We start from the raw sequence: 18,148 nt of genomic DNA on the forward strand, positions 1-18,148 counted from the left end.
GTGAGGGCTTAACGCGCACTACGCGTTAAGCCCTTTCACATACCCCACCAGCTGATCCAGCACAATCCCCCACCCTTCGTGGAAGCCCATCTGTTCATGATGCTCACGAATTTCCTTCGTCGGGTGGCGCGCAATTGCCGTATAGCGGGTTTTGCCCTCGCCCACCTCCTCCAGCAGCAAAATCGCCGTCATAAACGGCTTCTCGGCCGGTTTCCAGCCTTCCGTATAACCGTCGGTAAAGACCAGTTTTTTTCCCGGGTCGATTTCAAGAAACACACCCCGGTTATCCATCCGCTGTCCGTCCACCTCAAATACGGTATTGAACCGACCGCCCACGCGCAGGTCGAGGTCGCATTCGGTCACTTTATGGGGAGCAGGAATAAAGAAGTTTTTGATGTGCTCGGGCGTGGTCCAGCAGAGCCACAGCAGGTCGTGCGGTGCATCCACCACGCGCTCCAGTTTTAAGTCTGTATCAGAGTCAAGCGTCACGATATCGTCCTCTAAAGGGAACCCCTTAAAGGATAGCCGGACTCAGGCGAATTTCCCGTTTGCCACCTCTTCCGGCGTCACTACGCCCGTATCCAGCACCCAGCCGCTAATCAGCGAGGCTGGCGTAACGTCAAACGCTGGGTTATAGACCAGGGCGTTTTCCGGCGCCCACTGCACCGCCCCAAAACTTCCCGCAACGCCCGTCACCTCACTGGCGGCGCGCTGCTCAATCGGGATCGCGTCCCCGTTCGGGCAGTCCGGATCGAGGGTCGTTTGCGGCGCGGCCACGTAGAACGGAATGCCGTGGAATTTCGCCAGCACCGCCAGGGAATAGGTGCCGATCTTGTTCGCCACGTCGCCGTTAGCGGCAATGCGATCGGCCCCTACCCACACGGCGTCGACCTGTCCTTTGGCCATCAGGCTTGCCGCCATGGAGTCGGTAATCAGCCGATACGGCACGCCCAGCTCGCCCAGCTCCCACGCGGTCAACCTGCCCCCCTGCAGCAGCGGACGGGTTTCATCCACCCAGACGTTGCTGACATTTCCTTCCTGATAGGCGCGGGCAATCACGCCCAGCGCCGTGCCCACGCCCGCCGTTGCCAGCCCGCCGGTGTTGCAGTGGGTCAGCAGGCGGCTACCGGGCGTCACCAGCGCGCTGCCCGCGCGGGCGATAGCGTCGCACAACTGCCTGTCTTCAGAAATCAGGCGCAGCGCTTCAGACACCAGCGCCGAAACGAAATCTTCCTGCCAGAGCGCCAGCTTCATACGGTCAAGGTTGTTCATCAGGTTCACCGCCGTCGGGCGGGACGCGCGCAGGGTTTCCAGCGCCACGGCGAGTTCATCACGGCTTTTGCCGCTTTCCGCCAGCAATGCCAGCAGCAGGCTTGCAGAGAGACCAATCAGCGGCGCACCGCGCACGCGCAGAGCATGGATATGCCCGACCAGCGTCTCTACCGTGGAGGCCTCAAGCCAGCGTTTCTCCTGCGGAAGCGCCTGCTGGTCGAGAATAAAGAGCTGATTATCCGCCACCCGCAGGCTGGTCGTCTGTAATGTCTGCATGTCGTTAATTCCCTGTTGCGTTGTTGTAGCACATTGTGTCAGGATGAAATCCAGATGTATAGACGTCTACATGTCTTTATTAGCAAACTCGTGAGGAGCAGGCCATGTCGCAATACCGTACCTTTACCGCTCAGGACGCCGTGGAGTATGCCAGGCAGTTTGGTGGACTCGACGATCCTTCCTCGCTGGTGGAGGCGCAGGAAGTGGGCGACGGCAACCTCAATCTGGTTTTCAAAATTTTCGATGCCCAGGGCACAAGCCGCGTCATCGTCAAACAGGCGCTGCCCTACGTGCGCTGCGTCGGCGAGTCCTGGCCGCTGACGCTGGACCGCGCCCGTCTGGAGGCACAAACCCTGGTCGAGCATTACCAGCACAGCCCGCAGCACACCGTGAAAATCCACCACTTTGACCCGGAACTGGCGGTGATGGTGATGGAGGATCTCTCCAGCCATCGCATCTGGCGCGGCGAGCTGATTAAAAACAATCACTATCCACAGGCCGCGCGTCAGCTGGGTGAATACCTCGCATACACGCTGTTCCACACCAGCGATTTCTACCTGCATCCGCACGCGAAAAAAGCGCAGGTAGCGAAATTCATCAGCCCGGAGATGTGTGAGATCACCGAAGATCTGTTCTTCAACGATCCGTACCAGATCCACGAACGCAACAACTACCCGGTCGAGCTGGAAAATGACGTCGCCGCCCTGCGCGACGATGCCCAGTTGAAAATTGCCGTGGCCTCCCTGAAGCATCGCTTTTTCTCACACGCTGAAGCGCTGCTGCACGGGGATATTCACAGCGGCTCCATTTTTGTGGCGGACGGCAGCCTGAAGGCCATTGACGCCGAGTTCGGCTACGTTGGCCCGATTGGCTTTGACGTCGGCACTGCCATTGGCAACCTGCTGCTCAACTTCTGCGGCCTGCCGGGGCATCTGGGTATTCGCGATGCCGCCGCCGCCCGCGAGCAGCGCCTGATCGACATTCAGGCGCTGTGGAACACCTTCGCGGAGCGCTTCCAGGCATTAGCAAACGAAAAAACGCGAGACGCCGCGCTCAGCACGCCGGGCTATGCTTCCGCGTTTCTGAAAAAGGTCTGGCATGACGCCATTGGTTTCTGCGGCACCGAACTGATTCGCCGCAGCGTCGGGCTTTCCCACGTCGCGGATATCGACACCATTCAGGATGACGCCATGCGCCACGAATGCCTGCGCCATGCGATTACCCTCGGCAAGGCGTTGATTGTCATTGCCGAGCGCATCGACAGCGCGGAAGAGCTGGTGGCACGCGTGCGGCAGTACAGCTGAGTGCTTCTGGTTTTCTCCCTCTCCCTGTGGGAGAGGGCGGGGTGAGGGCACCAATCCGCACTCACCCCAAATACTCAATCACCGACAACCCACCGTTATAATCCGTGCTGTAGATAATCCCCTGAGCATCCACAAACACGTCGCAGGACTGGATCACCTGCGGGCGATTCGGCCGCGTATCCATCATTCTTTCCGGCGCAGCTGGCACCAGCGCACCGGTCTCCACCGGGCGATACGGGTTGGAAATGTCATACGCGCGTACGCCCGCGTTCTGGTAAGTGGCAAAAATCAGCGTCGAGCTGACAAAACTCCCCGGCCGGTTCTCGTGCAGGTTGTGCGGCCCAAAGTGCGCCCCTTTCGCCACGTAGTCGGTTTCATCCGGCTGTGGGAAAGTCGAGATACTCACCGGGTTCGACGGCTCGCGGATATCAAACAGCCAGATCAGCTTCTCCCCATCCTCCTGGTTATCCAGCACCGCTTCGTCGAGCACCACCAGCAGGGAACGGTCCGGCAGCGGCAGCGCGGTATGCGTCCCGCCACCAAACGGCGGGCTCCAGTTGCGATGGCTAATCAGCTTTGGTTGAGTGCGGTCTTTCACGTCCAGCAGCGTCAGGCCACCGTCGCGCCAGCTCCCATAGGCGGTATCGCCGGCGATAATCGCGTGGTGCAGCGCGTAGCGCTTCCCTTCGGGCCAACTGGGCTTTTCCCCTTCGGCCTGGTTCATCCCGGGCAGCCACCAGCGCCCCGCCACTTCAGGCTTGCGCGGGTCGGCCAGATCGATGGTCAGAAAGATATAATCGGTAAAGCCGTCAATCAGCGCCGACACGTACGCCCAGCGCCCGCCGACGTACCAGATGCGGTGGATCCCGATGCCGTTCAGCGAAAGAAAGCCGATTTCACGCGGCTTGTCCGGGGTAGAGATATCAAACACCCGCAGCCCGGCGCTCCAGCCTTTGTCCCGCACGTCGCTGACGATCTCCCCCACCTGACGGGTGTAGTAAACCTTCTCATCGGCAAAGCGGGCATCGGCAAACAGATCCCGGGCGTTGATCACCAGCAACAGATCGTCATGCGCCTGCAAATGCACGTTCCAGGTGCCGGGCGGCGCGGGAACATAACCTGCCGCTTTCGGGTTTTTCGGGTCGCGCACATCGACGATGGAAAAACCCTGCGACACCATATGACCGATATACGCGAAACCGTGATGCACCATCAGCTGCACGCCGTCCGGGCGACCGCCCTGGTCGCTATGGCCAATCAGCCGCATATTGCGGCTGTATTCGGGCGTAGGGAGCACACTCATTTATTTTTAGCTTCCAGCGTCGCAAACCACGGCGCGATAAAATCGTCCGTCTGGCCCCAGCCCGGAATGATTTTCCCAAGCGACGCCACGTTCACCCCACCCGGCTGGGCGGTCAGCAGCGCCTGCGGAATGGCAGCGGCTTTAAAGTCATAGGTTGCCGGGGTCGCTTCTCCGGCAATCTTATTGGCGATCAAACGCACGTTGGTTGCGCCAATCAACTTCGGATCCACCGCCACGCTTACCTTCCACGGGCTACCCGGCTCGCGCATCAGCTGCAGATCCTGGTTAGATATATCGATGCTGTAGAGTTTGATCTCGGTGCGTCCGTTCTCTTTCAGCGCCTTATACGCGCCCTGGCTGAAGGCATCCCAGGTGCCCCAGATAGCGTCGATTTTTCCTTTCGGGTATTTCGCCAGGATAGCGCCCACCTTGTTGGCGGTATCCCCCTGCACGTCAGAGGAGACCGCACCAATGGATTCCAGCTCTTTGATCTCCGGATACTGTTTTTGCAGTTCCTTGTACGCCGCCTGACGACGCTCCATCGGCGGGAAGCCCGCCACCCACAGCTTGACGATATTGGCCTTGCCGTTGAAATCTTTCGCCAACTGGCCGAAGGAGAGGTTCGTCAGCGAAGCATCATCCTGCTGAGTAACGGTCACGCCCGGGATCTCGCCGTTCACCGCCGTATCAAACACGGCGACTTTAATCCCGGCATCCACCGCCTTCTTCACCAGCGCGGTGGAGTACGGATCGCGCCCCTGAGACAGGATAATCCCGTCGTACTTCTGGCTGATTGCCTGGTTCACGAAGTCCTGGAATTTGGCATCGTCCCCGTTGCTCAAAAAAGTGCTGACCTTAAAGCCGAGTTTCTTCCCTTCCTGAATCGCCCCCGCCACAAACTGCGTGGTGTTGTCGTCGGAGCCGAGGTTGCGGATCACCGCGATGCGGATCGGACCCTCGTGGTTCGCAATGGCAGCCGGCACCGGTGCGGGCGTGGCCGCGAAGCCTGGCAGCGCAGTCAATAATCCAAGTGCTACCAATGAGCGTGCAATTTTTTTCATTTTTTATCCTGTTGTGTTATCAGCGTTTTTGTATGTAGGTCATCGCCAGCGCCACCGCGAGCACCAGCCCTTTTATAATGTCCATGGCGTAATACGGCACGGAGAGCATCACCAGCCCGTTCGACAGCACGCCGAGAATAACTGCCCCAACCAGCGTCCCCAGCGCGTTCGGCTTGCCGGAACCCGCCAGCGAGAAGCCGATCCACGCCGCGGCCACCGCATCCATCAGATAACCGCCCCCGGCATTCACCTGCGACGAGCCAATGCGCGAGGCCAGCAAAATCCCGCCCAGCCCCGCCAGCAGCGAGGCGATCACGTAAGCTGCCACCTTGTAGCGCGTGGTGCGAATACCGGAGAGGCGCGCGGCTTCCGGGTTGCCGCCGATGGCGTACATGCGTCGGCCATGCGTGGTGAGGGACAGTCCCAGCTGCGCGAGAACCGTCACCACCAGCATGATGATGACGATGGTCGGCACCTGCCCCAGCAGGCTGAACGCCGCCGGAATGGTCCCTTCCGCCATATCACCGCTCGGCAGCACCATGTTTTCGGTAATCGACCCGCCATAGCTGTAAGTCATCGCCACGCCCTGGATCACAAACAGGCTGGCGAGGGTTGCGAGCATGTCCGGAATACGCAGGATGACGATCAGAAACGCATTGAACAGCCCCACCAGCGTGCAGAGCGCAAGGGTAATCAGAATCGACTCGGTAGTGCCGAAGCCGTGCCAGACGAAAAGCGATATCACCAGCGCGTTTGCCAGCGAAGCGGTGGATCCCACGGAGAGATCGAACCCGCCGACGGTCAGCGAAATCGATACGCCAATGGCAATCACCGTCACGATGGCGATCGCGCGCAATATGTTGATGATGTTGTTCGGATCGAGGAAGTTGTCCGAGGCCAGGCCAAACACCGCCACCAGCGCGACGACGGTCAGCAGCATGCCCCACTTGTAGAGAAAATCGAAAATATGCTGACGGCCTGACGCCGCCGCAGTCACTGAAAGGGCCTTACTCACGACGCCGATCCTCCGGTTGAATAATAAAGTAGTGTCTCTTCACGGGCCTCGGCCCCGGCGATTTCCGCCACGATACGTCCGTCCCACAGCACGCAGATGCGGTCGCACAGCCCGACCAGCTCGGCAAATTCACCCGAGGCATAAATCACCCCTTTGCCCTCGCGCGCCAGGCCGTCAATCAGCTGGAACAGATCGGTTTTAGCTTTCACGTCCACGCCCTTCGTCGGCTCGTCGAAAATCAGCACGCTGGCATCATTACGCAGCCATTTACCGATGGCGACCTTCTGCTGGTTGCCGCCGGATAAACGGCGCAGCACCTGCCCCGGCCCCCGCGCACGCACGCCGACGCGGGCGATCACCTCTTCAGCCCAGCGCCACGCCTGACGATGACCAAACAGGCTCCAGCGCGAGAAGCTGTTATCGGCGCACACGGCAAGGTTCATGCTCACGGGCTCGTCGATAAAAATGCCCTCCTTGCGCCGCTCCTCCGGCACCAGCGCCAGCCCGCGCAGCACCGAGTCGGCCGGGTCGTGCGGTTTCCAGGGCTGATAATTCAATTCGCCTTGTGCCACCCGGCTTTTCGTGGCGCCAAACAGCGCCTTACAAAGTTCGGTTTTACCCGCGCCCGCCAGCCCGGCAATGCCCAGAATTTCGCCTTTGCGCAGGTGAAGGGAGATATCTTTCAGCAGCGCGTCATCGTGCAGGCCCTCTACGCGCAGCAACGTTTCGTCGCTGTGCGGGGGGCGAGCAGGCGGGTAAATATCGCTCAGCACGTGGCCAAGCATCTTCTCAACGATCGCTTCGCCGCTGAGATCGGCCATCGGGCCGGACTCAATCAGCTTGCCGTCACGCAGCACCGTCAGGGTGTCGCAGATGGCTTTCAGCTCGTGAATACGGTGCGAGATAAACACTACGCCGATGCCCTGCTGCTGCAGGCGTCTCACCACCGCAAACAGGCGCTCGCTTTCGTGTGCATCCAGCGGTGCGGTGGGTTCATCCAGAATTAAAAAACGGCAATGATGGGACAGCGCCCGCGCCAGCAAAATCTGCTGTTTTTCAGCAAGCGTGCAGCTGTCGACCGATCGCCGAACATCCATGGACACGTCCAGTTGCGCCAGCGCCTGTCTCGCCTGGTGACGAACCACACGCCAGCTGAAGCGGTGCCCGGGCTGCGCAAGCTGGTCGAGCATGATGTTCTCGGCAATGCTCAGCCCCGGGATCAGCGCCACGTCCACTTCCTGCTGCACAAGGTGAATGCCCAGCCTTTTGGCGTCCAGCGGCTCGCGGATCGTCACCGACTGGTTGTTAATGCAAATCTCGCCTTCATAGCGATCGTGCGTTCCGCACAGCACCGCCATCAGCGTCGATTTCCCCGCGCCGTTGGCGCCGGTCAGCGCATGCACCGACCCGCCGCTCAGGGTAAAGTCCACCCGTGACAGCGCCTGAAAGCCGGAAAAGGCCAGGCTGATACCACGCATCTCAAGGCGACTGGAAACCATCCGCGTAAATCCTTCATTACTCTTCTGATTTATCGAATTTTTCACAGCGCCGGTTGACTGACAACGACGGAAAAGGCATAAGATAAAGCGAAATATTATTAGCCATCCGGATGTCCAAACATAACATCGGGTTAGCGCGTGCTAAAAAAGGACAACACCATGAGCAATACCGATATCCGCGTCGTGCCCGGCCCGGCGAACTACTTCTCCCACCCAGGCAGCCTTGCGCATCTCAATGATTTCTTCACGCCAGAGCAGCTTTCCCGCGCGGTGTGGATTTACGGCGAGCGCGCCATCGAAGCCGCGCGCCCTTTCCTGCCAGCGAGCTTTGACGCGCCGGGGGCAAAACACCTGCTGTTTAAGGGCCACTGCAGCGAGCGCGACGTCAGCCACCTGGTGAATGAAGCCGGCAGCGACGTCAGCGTGGTGATAGGCATCGGCGGCGGCGCGGTGATGGATACCGTCAAAGCCGTGGCGCGCCGTTCAGGTGTACCGTTCGTGGGCATCCCCACCATCGCCGCGACCTGCGCGGCGTGGACCCCGCTCTCCGTCTGGTACAACGATGAAGGCCAGGCGTTGCAGTTTGAGATTTTCGACGACGCGAACTTCCTGGTGCTGGTGGAGCCGCAGATCGTTCTCAATGCCCCGGCGGAATACCTGCTGGCGGGCATCGGCGACACGCTGGCGAAGTGGTACGAAGCGGTTGTGTTGGCACCTGAGCCGGAAAACCTGCCCCTGACCGTGCGGCTGGGCATCAACAGCGCGCTGGCGATCCGCGACGTGCTGCTGGAACGCAGCGAAGAAGCGCTGGCAGACCAACAGCGTGGCGAGTTATCGCAGGCGTTCCGGGACGTAGTGGATGCGATCGTTGCCGGCGGTGGAATGGTCGGCGGTCTGGGCGAGCGCTACACCCGCGTGGCGGCGGCGCATGCCGTACATAACGGCTTAACCGTGCTGCCGCAGACGGAAAAATACCTGCACGGCACCAAGGTGGCCTACGGCATTCTGGTGCAAAGCGCCCTGCTCGGCCAGGACGACGTGCTGGCGCAGCTGGTGGCGGCCTATCAACGCTTTAACCTGCCGACCCGGCTACGCGAACTGGACGTTGATATTAATAACCGCGACGCGCTGGATAAGGTTATTACCCACACCCTGCGTCCGGTGGAGTCGATTCATTATCTGCCCGTTGAGTTAACCCCTGACGTTCTGCGCGCCGCGTTTGAGAAGGTGGAAACATTCCCCCGTTAAATGCGCCGACCGTCTATACCTAATGATGATTCTCACCACTCTCTCGCAACGAGGTCATCATGCAGATCGATTTAACAGGTAAGAAAGCGCTGGTTACCGGCGCCAGCCGTGGGTTGGGCCGTGCGATAGCCCTGTCGCTGGCCCGCGCCGGTGCCGATGTGGTTATAACGTATGAAAAATCAGCCGATAAAGCCCAGGCGGTCGCCGATGAGATAAAAGCGCTTGGCCGATACGGTGAAGCCGTACAGGCTGACAGCGCCAGCGCGCAGGCGATTCAGGATGCCGTCACCCATGCGGCGCGCGCGCTCGGCGGGCTGGACATTCTGGTCAACAACGCCGGGATCGCGCGCGGTGGCCCGCTGGAGTCCATGACGCTGGCTGACATCGACGCCCTGATCAACGTCAACATCCGCGGCGTGGTGATCGCCATTCAGGAAGCGCTGGTGCACATGTCTGACGGCGGGCGCATCATTAACATCGGCAGTTGCCTGGCAAACCGCGTGGCCATGCCCGGTATTGCCGTTTACTCCATGACCAAGTCGGCCCTCAACTCTCTTACCCGCGGCCTGGCGCGCGATCTCGGCCCGCGCGGCATCACCGTCAACCTGGTGCATCCCGGTCCGACCAACAGCGATATGAACCCGGAGGACGGGGAACAGGCGGAAGCCCAGCGCCAGATGATTGCGGTCGGCCATTACGGTCAGCCGGAAGACATCGCGGCGGCAGTCACTTTCCTTGCCAGCCCGGCCGCCGGGCAGATCTCCGGTACCGGTCTGGACGTGGACGGCGGTTTGAACGCCTGAACGCATATTTTCTGCAAGCCTCTGTCACCCGGCAGAGGCTCTTCCGGGCCGCCTCGACGGTTTGCGTTTTGCCGCTTTCTCGCGGTTTTTCGCCACTCTACAGTACCCCATTAGAAATTCGGATTTTATCTAATAGTCTTATTATTTCCTTATATTTTGTGTGGGCGTACAGTGGAGGTACGGATGAAGATTGTCTGGTCAAAGAATGCAAAGAAAGAGTTTTCCAAAATCGATGGCTGATATCAGCGAAGAATCAAAGTTAAACTTTCTGAGCTAGACGATCGCTCAGCTCCCCGGCCCGATATCAAAAAAATATCGGCGACAGAAAATCATTTCCGGCTACGCGTTGGCGATTACCGCATTCTGATTACACTTCGGGACGATCCCGATAAACATTGTTATGTTTTGGCCGTCAAGCACAGAACATCAACGACCTACCTTCACGAGGAGAAAGCCCCCTATGGCTGTTCAGCTAATTAAGGACGATGACGGAAAAACGCAGTACGTGGTTATTCCCTATGATGAATACTTTCGTATGTGCTTACAGATGGCAGAAATCGACGACGAAACCGACGATGATCTGGAGGATATTGAAGTCGAACACGATTGTTATGATGACGTAGGTTTACCGGGGGAAGTGTGCGACATCATGCATAGCGAGAACGTCAGCCTGCAGGCCGCGTGGCGCATCCATTGCGGGTTATCCCAGCAGGAGGTGGCGCAGAAACTCGGCATCACCCAGTCCGCCGTCTCACAGCTGGAAGCGCTGGACTCCCGTCCGCAAAAGCGCACCCGCGAAAAGCTCGCGGCAATTTACGGCTGCAAGCAGGAACAGATCAGCCTCTATTTACCGAAAGAGGGTTAACAGCACTTCGCCCCGCCCTTGCCGCCGTAGCGGGCGTCCTGGCGGTCGCGGAAAAAGGCTTCGTAGGTCATGGGCGTCTGGTCCGGGTGGTTGACGCGCATATGTTCAACGTAGTTGTCGTAGTCCGGCACACCAATCATCATTTTGGCGGCCTGGCCCAGGTACTTACCTGCTTTGGAGAGGGTGTCGAACATCGTTCTGGTCTCACAGAAAATGTAGGCCGGGTAAGCGCTAGCGCCACCCGGCACACTGGTTAATGCGCCCCTTTCGCCTGGGTGACAATCTCTTCCAGGTTTTCAGGCATTGGCTCATACGGTATCTCTTTCGCCGTTGGCTTATCCACTTTCAATGCTGCAAGCGCGGTTTTAAGAGAATACAACGCCAGCACCACGACCACCACCATAAAGAAGATGGTCAGCCCGGCATCCAGACGGTTATTAAATACCAGCTGCGACAGCTGAGACTCGGTGTACTGCGCCGGGATCTTGCCGCTGTCGATCATCGCCTGGAACTTATTGGCAATCGCCAGGAAGCCCACTTTGTTATCCGGGCTGAAGGCTTTCTGCCAGCCTGCCGTCAGGGTACAGATCAGCAGCCACGCGGTCGGCACCAGCGCCACCCACGCATAGCGCTGGCGCTTCATTTTAAACAGCACCACCGCGCAGAGCATCAGTGCCATGCCTGCCAGCATCTGGTTAGCGATACCGAACAGCGGCCAGAGCGTGTTAATGCCACCGAGCGGATCCACCACGCCCTGATGCAGGAAGTAGCCCCACGCCAGCACGCACAGCGCCGTCGCCAGCAGGTTTGCCGGGAGCGAATCGGTACGCTTCAGGTTCGGGGAGATCACCCCCAGCAGATCCTGCAGCATAAAGCGCGCCGCACGCGTACCGGCATCCACCGCCGTCAGGATAAACAGCGCCTCGAACAGAATGGCGAAGTGATACCAGAACGACACGTCCATAAGCCCACCCAGCGCACCGTGGAGAATGTAGGCCATACCCACCGCCAGCGTTGGCGCACCACCCGCACGGGAGATAATTGACTGCTCGCCCACCTCATTAGCGATATGCGTCAACGTTTCAGGGGTAATCGCAAAGCCCCAGCCGCTGACCACCTGCGCAGCAGACGCCACGACGTCAACGGTCCCGGCCGGGGCCAGTACCGCCATCGGGCTGTTCATCGCGAAGTAGACGCCCGGGTCGATAATACAGGCGGAAACCAGCGCCATAATGGCGACGAAGGATTCCATCAGCATGCCGCCGTAGCCAATCAGGCAGGCCTGATTTTCATTCGCCAGCATCTTCGGCGTGGTCCCGGAGGCAATCAGCGCGTGGAAACCAGACACCGCACCGCAGGCGATGGTGATAAACAGGAACGGGAACAGGTTGCCGGTCCAGACCGGGCCGGTACCGTCGATGAACTTAGTCAGCGCAGGCATGGTCAGGGTCGGACGCATAATCAGAATGCCGATCGCCAGCCCGACGATGGTACCGATTTTCAGGAACGTAGAGAGGTAGTCACGCGGGGCCAACAGCAGCCATACCGGCAGTACCGCTGCCACAAAGCCATACCCCACCAGCATCCAGGTCAGCTGTATACCGGTAAAGTCGAAGAACGGTGCCCAGGTCGGGCTTTCCGCCACCCAGCCGCCGGAAATAATGGCGAACACCAGGAACACCAGACCAATCACCGACACTTCACCAATGCGGCCCGGGCGCAGGTAGCGAATGTAGATCCCCATAAACAGCGCCAGCGGTATGGTGAACGCGACGGTGTACGTCCCCCACGGACTGTGGGTCAGCGCTTTCACCACAATCATCGCCAGCACCGCGAGGATGATCACCATGATCATAAAGGTCGCCACCAGGGCAATCACCCCGGCGGTTGCCCCCATCTCCTCTTTCACCAGTTCACCCAGTGAACGGCCGTCGCGGCGAGTGGAAACGAACAGCACCATGAAGTCCTGCACCGCGCCCGCCAGCACCACGCCCGCGAGGATCCAGATCATCCCGGGCAGGTAGCCCATCTGCGCCGCCAGCACCGGCCCCACCAGTGGACCCGCCCCGGCAATCGCCGCAAAATGGTGACCGAACAGCACTTTTTTGTCGGTCGGGACGTAGTCCAGACCGTCATTATGACGTACGGCAGGCGTCATACGCGTCGCATCAACGCCCAGGACGGTTTTCGCGATATAGCGGCCATAAAAACGATACGCGATCAGATAAATGCAGACGGAGGCGACAACGATCCAGAGCGCATTGATCTGTTCCCCCCGGTTGAGGGCGATATAGCCCAGGGCAAAAGCTCCCACAACGGAGAGCCCTGCCCATGTAAGGTATTTCCCTGAGTTGTTCATTGTGGTTATCCGTTGTTGTGAAACAGTGAGATGTTACATTTTGTTTCTAGAACAACGGCAAATATTTAACAACTTTGAAACGCAATAATGTGTGGTCAAACCAGAGATTTACACCACAGTGTTAAGCCGATCACTTTCAGCTGAATGACTTATCCCAACACCATCGTACTCAACCTGCAGGTACAGCATCGTCGTCCCTGCTCGTCGAAAACCACAATTTCCCAGCTCTGGTTTGTTCTCCCCAGATGCAGCGGCTGGCACACCCCACGCACCTTTCCCTGCGCCACGGCACGGTGGTGGGTGGCGTTCAGTTCGGTGCCCACGACGCTTTGCCCGTCACGGGTCATCAGAAATCCGGCCATCGACCCCAGCGTTTCCGCCAGCGCGGCAGAGGCGCCGCCGTGCAGCAGGCCAAACGGCTGATGGGTACGCGCATCCACCGGCATCTCGGCCTCGAGCGTGTCGTCGCCGAGGCGGGTATAGACGATGCCCACATGCGCCACCAGGGTGTTCATGCTGGTCGCGTTCAGCTCGTCGAGCGATAAATGACGTTTCCAGATCATTTACGCCCCCAGCGTGGAGCCGCCGTCCACCACGATATCCTGCAGAGTGATATGGCTGGCGGCATCGGAGGCAAGGAACAGCACGGTACTGGCAATCTCCTGCGGACGGGCGATTTTGCCAAGCGGAATGCCGAGCTTAAACTGCTCGCCAAAACCGCGAATGCGCTGCTGCTGTGCATCGTCGTTCGTCCACAGGGTCCGCTGCATATCGGTGTCCGTTGACCCCGGCGACACCAGGTTACAGCGTATGCCGCTGCCCGCCAGCTCCAGGCCGACGGTCAGGGCGAGGCTTTTCAGTGCCGCTTTCGAGGCGCCGTAGGCGCTCATCCCGATACGCGGCGTATGTGCCGCGTCAGAGGAGACGGTGACGATCGCCCCGCCCTGCTGACGGCGAAACTGGCCCATCGTCTGCTGGAACAGGTTGAACGCACCGCCAACGTTGACCGCGAAGGTCTCCTGCCAGTCCTCCTGCGAGAGCTGGTCCGTCGCCCCCATACGCAGAATACCCGCCGCGTTGACCAGCACGTCCAGGCGTTCAAGCGAAGCCAGCACGCGGCCACACACGTCACTCACCTGCGCGGCATTTGCTACGTCCAGCGTTTCAGTCGCGAAGGGGTAGTCGTCCTGCGGGAAGGCCAGATCGAACCCGGTCACCTGCGCGCCCGCGTCAACAAACGCCAGCGCGGTTGCGTAGCCTATCCCCTTCCCCGCGCCCGTCACCCAGACGGTTTTGCCGCTGAAATCGAATCCCGCCATCACTTCACCTCGCGGGAGAGCAGCGCCCACCAGGCGTCGAGGGTAGGATTTTTGGCCAGCATCACGAAGTCGATATCGCCATGCACTTTGCGCCAGCGGGCGGCCAGCGCCATCATGCGCACCGAGTCCAGACCATAGTCGATCAGGTTTTCGTCATCCATCGGCTCATCGGACTCGTCCAGCAGCGGCAGGATCAGCGCGCGCAGCGCCGTTTTCGATGCCGGAATGGACGGCAGCAGCTCGTCGGTCATCACCACGCGGCCTGAACGCCCGGCAACGTAGTTGAGGGACATCAGGTGCTCGTCGCGGGTGAAATCCGCCAGCGCGTCGGCGATAAAGAACGGCTTGATGTCGCGCATAAAGGCATCGGTCGCGGTGGTCATACAGCCGATGTGGGCGTACACGCCGGTAATCAGCAGCTGGTTGCGGCCGGTCTCTTTCAGCATCAGCTCCAGCGGCGAACGATGGAACGCGCTATAGCGCCACTTCACCAGCACGGTGTCCGCTTCGTCCGGCGTCAGTTCGGCCACAATACGCTGCTGCTCCGGCGAGCGGGTCAGGCCCGGCCCCCACATGTCGTTCAGCAGGGCGCGGTCCTCATCGCTCTGCTCTTTTGGCTGCGCGGTGTAGTACACCGGAATATTGTGCGCTTTGCAGTACGCGCGAAGTCTGGCGATATTCGCGACCACCTGTTGCATCATGGCGCTGTTTTCGCCCCAGAAATTCAGGAAATACTCCTGCATGTCGTGGATCAGTAGCGCGGCACGTTCTGGCTCGAACGCCCAGTTCACTTTATTGGCTGGCAGTTCTGCAGCGGTCGGCAGCGCGTAAGCGGTTAATTTTGGAATGGCCATACTCTGTTCCTCAGCCCTGTGCCCGTTCAGCCAGCCACAGGCGCAACTGTTTCTTATCGACTTTGCCGACCGGCGTCAGCGGGAGCGCATCCACGCTCTCCACGCGGTCCGGCAGTTTAAACTCGGCAACGCCCTCCTCGCGAAGGAAGCGGCGCACCTCGACCGCGCGCAGGGGCTTTTTCACCACCAGATACGCGCAGCTCTTTTCGCCCAGCAGGCTGTCCTCCATGCTCACCAGCGCGGCGTGGATCACCGACTCATGGCGCAGCAGCAGGTTTTCGATCTCTTCCGCGGCGATCTTCTCTCCGCCGCGGTTGATCTGATCTTTCTCGCGCCCCTGCACGGTGATGTAACCCTGCTCGTCGATGGCGATCAGATCGCCGGAGCAGTAAAAACCCTCTGCGTCGAAGGCGCTGGCGTTGTGTTCCGGGCTGTTAAAATAGCCGCGGAAGGTGTACGGCCCGCGCGTCATCAGACGCCCGACTTCCCCGCGCGGCAGCGGATTGCCGTGTTCATCTGCCACCCACACTTCGTCGTCCGGACACATCGGGCGGCCCTGGGTATTGATGATGCGTTCCGGCGCGTCGTCGAGCGCGGTGTAGTTCACCAGCCCTTCCGCCATGCCAAATACCTGCTGAAGCTGACAGCCGATTTCCGCCGGAATGCGCGCGGCAAGCGTGGCGGAAAGGCGCGCACCGCCCACCTGCAGGAGCTTGAGAGATTTAAGCTGTGCGTTCCCCGCGCCGTCGGCAATCGCCTGCAACCACAGGCTGACCGCCGGTGGCACCAGCGAGGTGACGTTGATCTGATGTTGCTCAATTAGCGGGAAGCAGAGCGTGGCGCTCGGGTCGCTCGCTAACACCACGCAGCCACCCGCCGTGAAAACGCCTAACGATCCCGGCGAACTCATGGCGTAGTTGTGCGCCGCGGGCAGCGCGTTCAGATAACGGGTCTTCGCGGTAATGCCGCAAATCTCGTTGCTGCGGCGGATGCTGTAGTCGTAATCGTTGTGCGTGCGCGGGATCAGTTTCGGCGTGCCGGTGCTCCCCCCGGAAAGCTGAAAGAAGGCCACTTCATCGGCGGGCGTCGGGTTCGGGATGACGTTGTCCGCCGGGCGGGTAATCGCCGCGTCCAGGGCGTGTTCGCCCTTATCGCCGCGCAGGAGCACGACGCGTACCGACCGATGCGCATCCACGAAGGTGTTGAGGAAATCATCGCCCGCGAACAGCGCGTGATCGCGATCGGCAATCAGCACGGCGGGTTTGATCTGCATAGCGTAGGCGTTCAGTTCGCTGCGCTGATGGCTAAAGAGCGCGTTGACCGGCGCGACGCCGATTTGCAGCAGCGCAAAGAAGGTCATGTAGAACTCGGCCACGTTGCCGAGCTGTACCAGTGCGGTCTCGCCACGGTGCAGCCCCTGCGCCTGAAGTGCGGACGCGAGGTTGTTTACCGCCTGATTAAAGTTACGATAGGTGATACGCCGATCGCCGTCGATAATCGCCACGGCATCGCTGTCCGCATGGTCCGTCAGGATGTGGGTCAGCGGCAGATCCTGCCAGTAGCCTTTTTCTCGGTAGCGACGGGCAAAATCCTCCGGCCAGCGGGTAAAGGGAATGGTCATCAGTCTTCCTTAGTGCAAACCAAACACGTTGAGCATGGTGGAAAGCTTCACACCGGTTTCACGCCATTCGCCCACCGGAGAGGAGGCAGGCACAATGCCCGCGCCGGCAAACAGGCGAACGGTATTTTTATGCAGCCGCGCGCAGCGGATGGTCACCACCCACTCGCCGTTCCCTTCGCTGTCGCACCAGCCGACGATGCCGCCGAACAGCTCGCGATCAAACGGTTCCAGCTCGGCAATCAGCGCTTTCGCCGCCTGATGCGGGAAGCCGCTCAGGGCAGGCGTCGGGTGCAGCAGGCAGGCCAGCGTCAGGGCGTTCTCGTTTTCACGCGCCTCGCCCTCCACCGGCGTTGCCAGGTGCCACAGCGTTGGCGTGGTAATGAGCTGCGGAGAAGACGGCATGCTCAGGTGATGGCTGCGCGGTTCCAGAATCGCTTTCATCGCCTGGGTGACCAGGTCGTGCTCGTGGCGATCTTTTTCGGACGCCAGCAGCTTATTACCCGCCTCGCGATCCAGTACATCGTCCGGCTGACGACGCGCGGAGCCTGCCAGCGGCAGCGAGCTAAAGTGTGCGCCCTCTTTGCGCAGCAGCAGTTCCGGGCTGGCGCCGAGCAGCACGCCCCCGTCCTCCAGCGGTACGTGGAAGTTAAAACTGGCCGGATTCTGCGCGATAAGGCGCTCCATCAGGGCACCGCTGTCCAGCTTTTTGTCAGCCGCGATATCAATCAGGCGCGACAACACCACCTTGTTCACCTGCGGGGTGGCGGTGAGCGACGCGGCACGCGCGACCATCTCTTCAAACACGGGCTGCGCAGGGATCTCGGTGCGTTGTTGCACCTTCAGCGCCTGTGAACCGGAGAAATAACGTGCGGATTGCTGACGCGCAGGACGGGAAAAGGTCTGCCAGCGTTGCGGAATAAACAGCGACGACGGCTTGCGGGTATCAAAGGGAATGGCCCCCACCATCACCGGATGGGCAATGCCGCTGGCTTTCGCATTCCGGAAAGCCTGGGCTAATTTTTGCTGGAAGTGACCTGCCGGATCGTCGCCGCCGACGGCGGGTTCACTGAAGCGGGCAAAACAGCCGGAGGTGGTAAAACTGCGGTAAGGCGACATAAAGAAAAAGCTGTCTGATGGCAGCGTGGTCGCGGTGTGCTGAACTTCCTCAGCCAGGGACGTGTCCATATCATCCTCCACAAACGATAAAAGAAGCAATAATGATTATCATTTATATTTTCGTCGGCTAACCTAATCCCACAGCGCCCCGCTGTCAACCGTCGGACAAATAACTTATGCGACAAACGCTTGCATCCCTTCCCGGCAACCATGAAAATGAGAAGCATTATCTT

17 protein-coding genes and 1 pseudogene are annotated in these 18,148 nt (G+C 59.9%); 5 read left to right on the forward strand and 13 right to left on the reverse strand.

Annotated features, from left to right (window positions below; genetic code table 11):
• Window positions 1-18: 18 nt before the first annotated feature.
• Window positions 19-489 (reverse strand): SRPBCC family protein, encoded by a 471-nt coding sequence (locus tag O1723_RS15590; protein ID WP_248190744.1) that lies wholly within the window; start codon window positions 487-489, stop codon window positions 19-21.
• A 42-nt stretch (window positions 490-531) separates the two neighbouring features.
• Complete coding sequence (gene mtnA / locus O1723_RS15595) at window positions 532-1,548, reverse strand: S-methyl-5-thioribose-1-phosphate isomerase (RefSeq protein ID WP_023336906.1); 1,017 nt, start codon at window positions 1,546-1,548, stop codon at window positions 532-534.
• A gap of 104 nt (window positions 1,549-1,652) precedes the next feature.
• Between mtnA and mtnK the strand changes: the two genes are divergently transcribed.
• The gene (gene mtnK / locus O1723_RS15600; protein WP_325824751.1) at window positions 1,653-2,852 is read left to right on the forward strand and encodes an S-methyl-5-thioribose kinase; all 1,200 of its coding nucleotides are present in this window, start codon (window positions 1,653-1,655) and stop codon (window positions 2,850-2,852) included.
• Between the two features lie 61 nt (window positions 2,853-2,913).
• Here mtnK and O1723_RS15605 read toward each other — a convergent pair whose 3' ends face one another.
• Genes O1723_RS15605 through O1723_RS15620 form a run of 4 tightly spaced genes read right to left on the reverse strand, consistent with a single transcriptional unit; the run spans window position 2,914 to window position 7,730 of the window.
• The gene (locus tag O1723_RS15605; protein ID WP_023336904.1) at window positions 2,914-4,155 is read right to left on the reverse strand and encodes an LVIVD repeat-containing protein; all 1,242 of its coding nucleotides are present in this window, start codon (window positions 4,153-4,155) and stop codon (window positions 2,914-2,916) included.
• Window positions 4,152-5,216, reverse strand: coding sequence for a sugar ABC transporter substrate-binding protein (locus O1723_RS15610; protein WP_023336903.1), 1,065 nt, complete (start codon window positions 5,214-5,216; stop codon window positions 4,152-4,154). The genes O1723_RS15605 and O1723_RS15610 overlap by 4 nt, the downstream gene beginning before the upstream one ends.
• 19 nt (window positions 5,217-5,235) lie before the next feature.
• Window positions 5,236-6,231: an ABC transporter permease gene (locus tag O1723_RS15615; protein WP_023332366.1), complete on the reverse strand. Its 996-nt coding sequence runs from the start codon at window positions 6,229-6,231 to the stop codon at window positions 5,236-5,238.
• Window positions 6,228-7,730, reverse strand: a complete 1,503-nt coding sequence (locus O1723_RS15620) for a sugar ABC transporter ATP-binding protein (protein WP_023336902.1) — start codon at window positions 7,728-7,730, stop codon at window positions 6,228-6,230. The genes O1723_RS15615 and O1723_RS15620 overlap by 4 nt, the downstream gene beginning before the upstream one ends.
• A gap of 159 nt (window positions 7,731-7,889) precedes the next feature.
• On the opposite strand from O1723_RS15620, the gene O1723_RS15625 reads away from it, so the two are divergent.
• The 4 genes and pseudogenes from O1723_RS15625 to O1723_RS15640 all read left to right on the forward strand — a co-directional run bounded on the left by O1723_RS15625 (window position 7,890) and on the right by O1723_RS15640 (window position 10,646).
• Window positions 7,890-8,978, forward strand: a complete 1,089-nt coding sequence (locus O1723_RS15625) for an oxidoreductase (protein WP_023336901.1) — start codon at window positions 7,890-7,892, stop codon at window positions 8,976-8,978.
• 59 nt (window positions 8,979-9,037) lie between these two features.
• On the forward strand, window positions 9,038-9,781 hold the full coding sequence (locus O1723_RS15630; protein WP_014882958.1) for an SDR family NAD(P)-dependent oxidoreductase: 744 nt from the start codon (window positions 9,038-9,040) through the stop codon (window positions 9,779-9,781).
• Between the two features lie 183 nt (window positions 9,782-9,964).
• Window positions 9,965-10,261: pseudogene (locus O1723_RS15635) on the forward strand (type II toxin-antitoxin system RelE family toxin).
• Window positions 10,242-10,646 (forward strand): helix-turn-helix domain-containing protein, encoded by a 405-nt coding sequence (locus O1723_RS15640; protein WP_023336899.1) that lies wholly within the window; start codon window positions 10,242-10,244, stop codon window positions 10,644-10,646. Before O1723_RS15635 ends, O1723_RS15640 begins: the two are co-directional and overlap by 20 nt.
• Here O1723_RS15640 and O1723_RS15645 read toward each other — a convergent pair.
• The 7 genes from O1723_RS15645 to entC all read right to left on the reverse strand — a co-directional run bounded on the left by O1723_RS15645 (window position 10,643) and on the right by entC (window position 17,984).
• A complete protein-coding gene (locus O1723_RS15645) occupies window positions 10,643-10,840 on the reverse strand; it encodes a YbdD/YjiX family protein (protein ID WP_014169079.1) in 198 nt (65 codons plus the stop codon). The two genes, O1723_RS15640 and O1723_RS15645, sit on opposite strands and share 4 nt — an antisense overlap.
• A 59-nt stretch (window positions 10,841-10,899) precedes the next feature.
• Window positions 10,900-13,005, reverse strand: coding sequence for a pyruvate/proton symporter CstA (cstA, locus tag O1723_RS15650; RefSeq protein ID WP_023336898.1), 2,106 nt, complete (start codon window positions 13,003-13,005; stop codon window positions 10,900-10,902).
• Between the two features lie 149 nt (window positions 13,006-13,154).
• Window positions 13,155-13,568, reverse strand: coding sequence for a proofreading thioesterase EntH (gene entH / locus O1723_RS15655; protein ID WP_014882954.1), 414 nt, complete (start codon window positions 13,566-13,568; stop codon window positions 13,155-13,157).
• Window positions 13,569-14,324 carry a 2,3-dihydro-2,3-dihydroxybenzoate dehydrogenase EntA gene (gene entA / locus O1723_RS15660; protein ID WP_023336897.1) on the reverse strand — a complete coding sequence of 252 codons (756 nt, stop codon included), beginning with the start codon at window positions 14,322-14,324 and terminating at the stop codon, window positions 13,569-13,571.
• Window positions 14,324-15,178 (reverse strand): isochorismatase, encoded by an 855-nt coding sequence (locus O1723_RS15665; protein WP_023336896.1) that lies wholly within the window; start codon window positions 15,176-15,178, stop codon window positions 14,324-14,326. Before O1723_RS15665 ends, entA begins: the two co-directional genes overlap by 1 nt.
• Window positions 15,179-15,188: 10 nt before the next feature.
• The gene (entE, locus tag O1723_RS15670; RefSeq protein WP_023336895.1) at window positions 15,189-16,799 is read right to left on the reverse strand and encodes a (2,3-dihydroxybenzoyl)adenylate synthase EntE; all 1,611 of its coding nucleotides are present in this window, start codon (window positions 16,797-16,799) and stop codon (window positions 15,189-15,191) included.
• A 9-nt stretch (window positions 16,800-16,808) separates the two neighbouring features.
• Entirely contained in the window at window positions 16,809-17,984 is a 1,176-nt protein-coding gene (gene entC, locus O1723_RS15675) for an isochorismate synthase EntC (protein WP_023336894.1), read from the reverse strand.
• Window positions 17,985-18,148 lie beyond the last annotated feature (164 nt).

It is taken from the genome of Enterobacter cloacae complex sp. HYC080_NIDB (assembly GCF_056673325.1).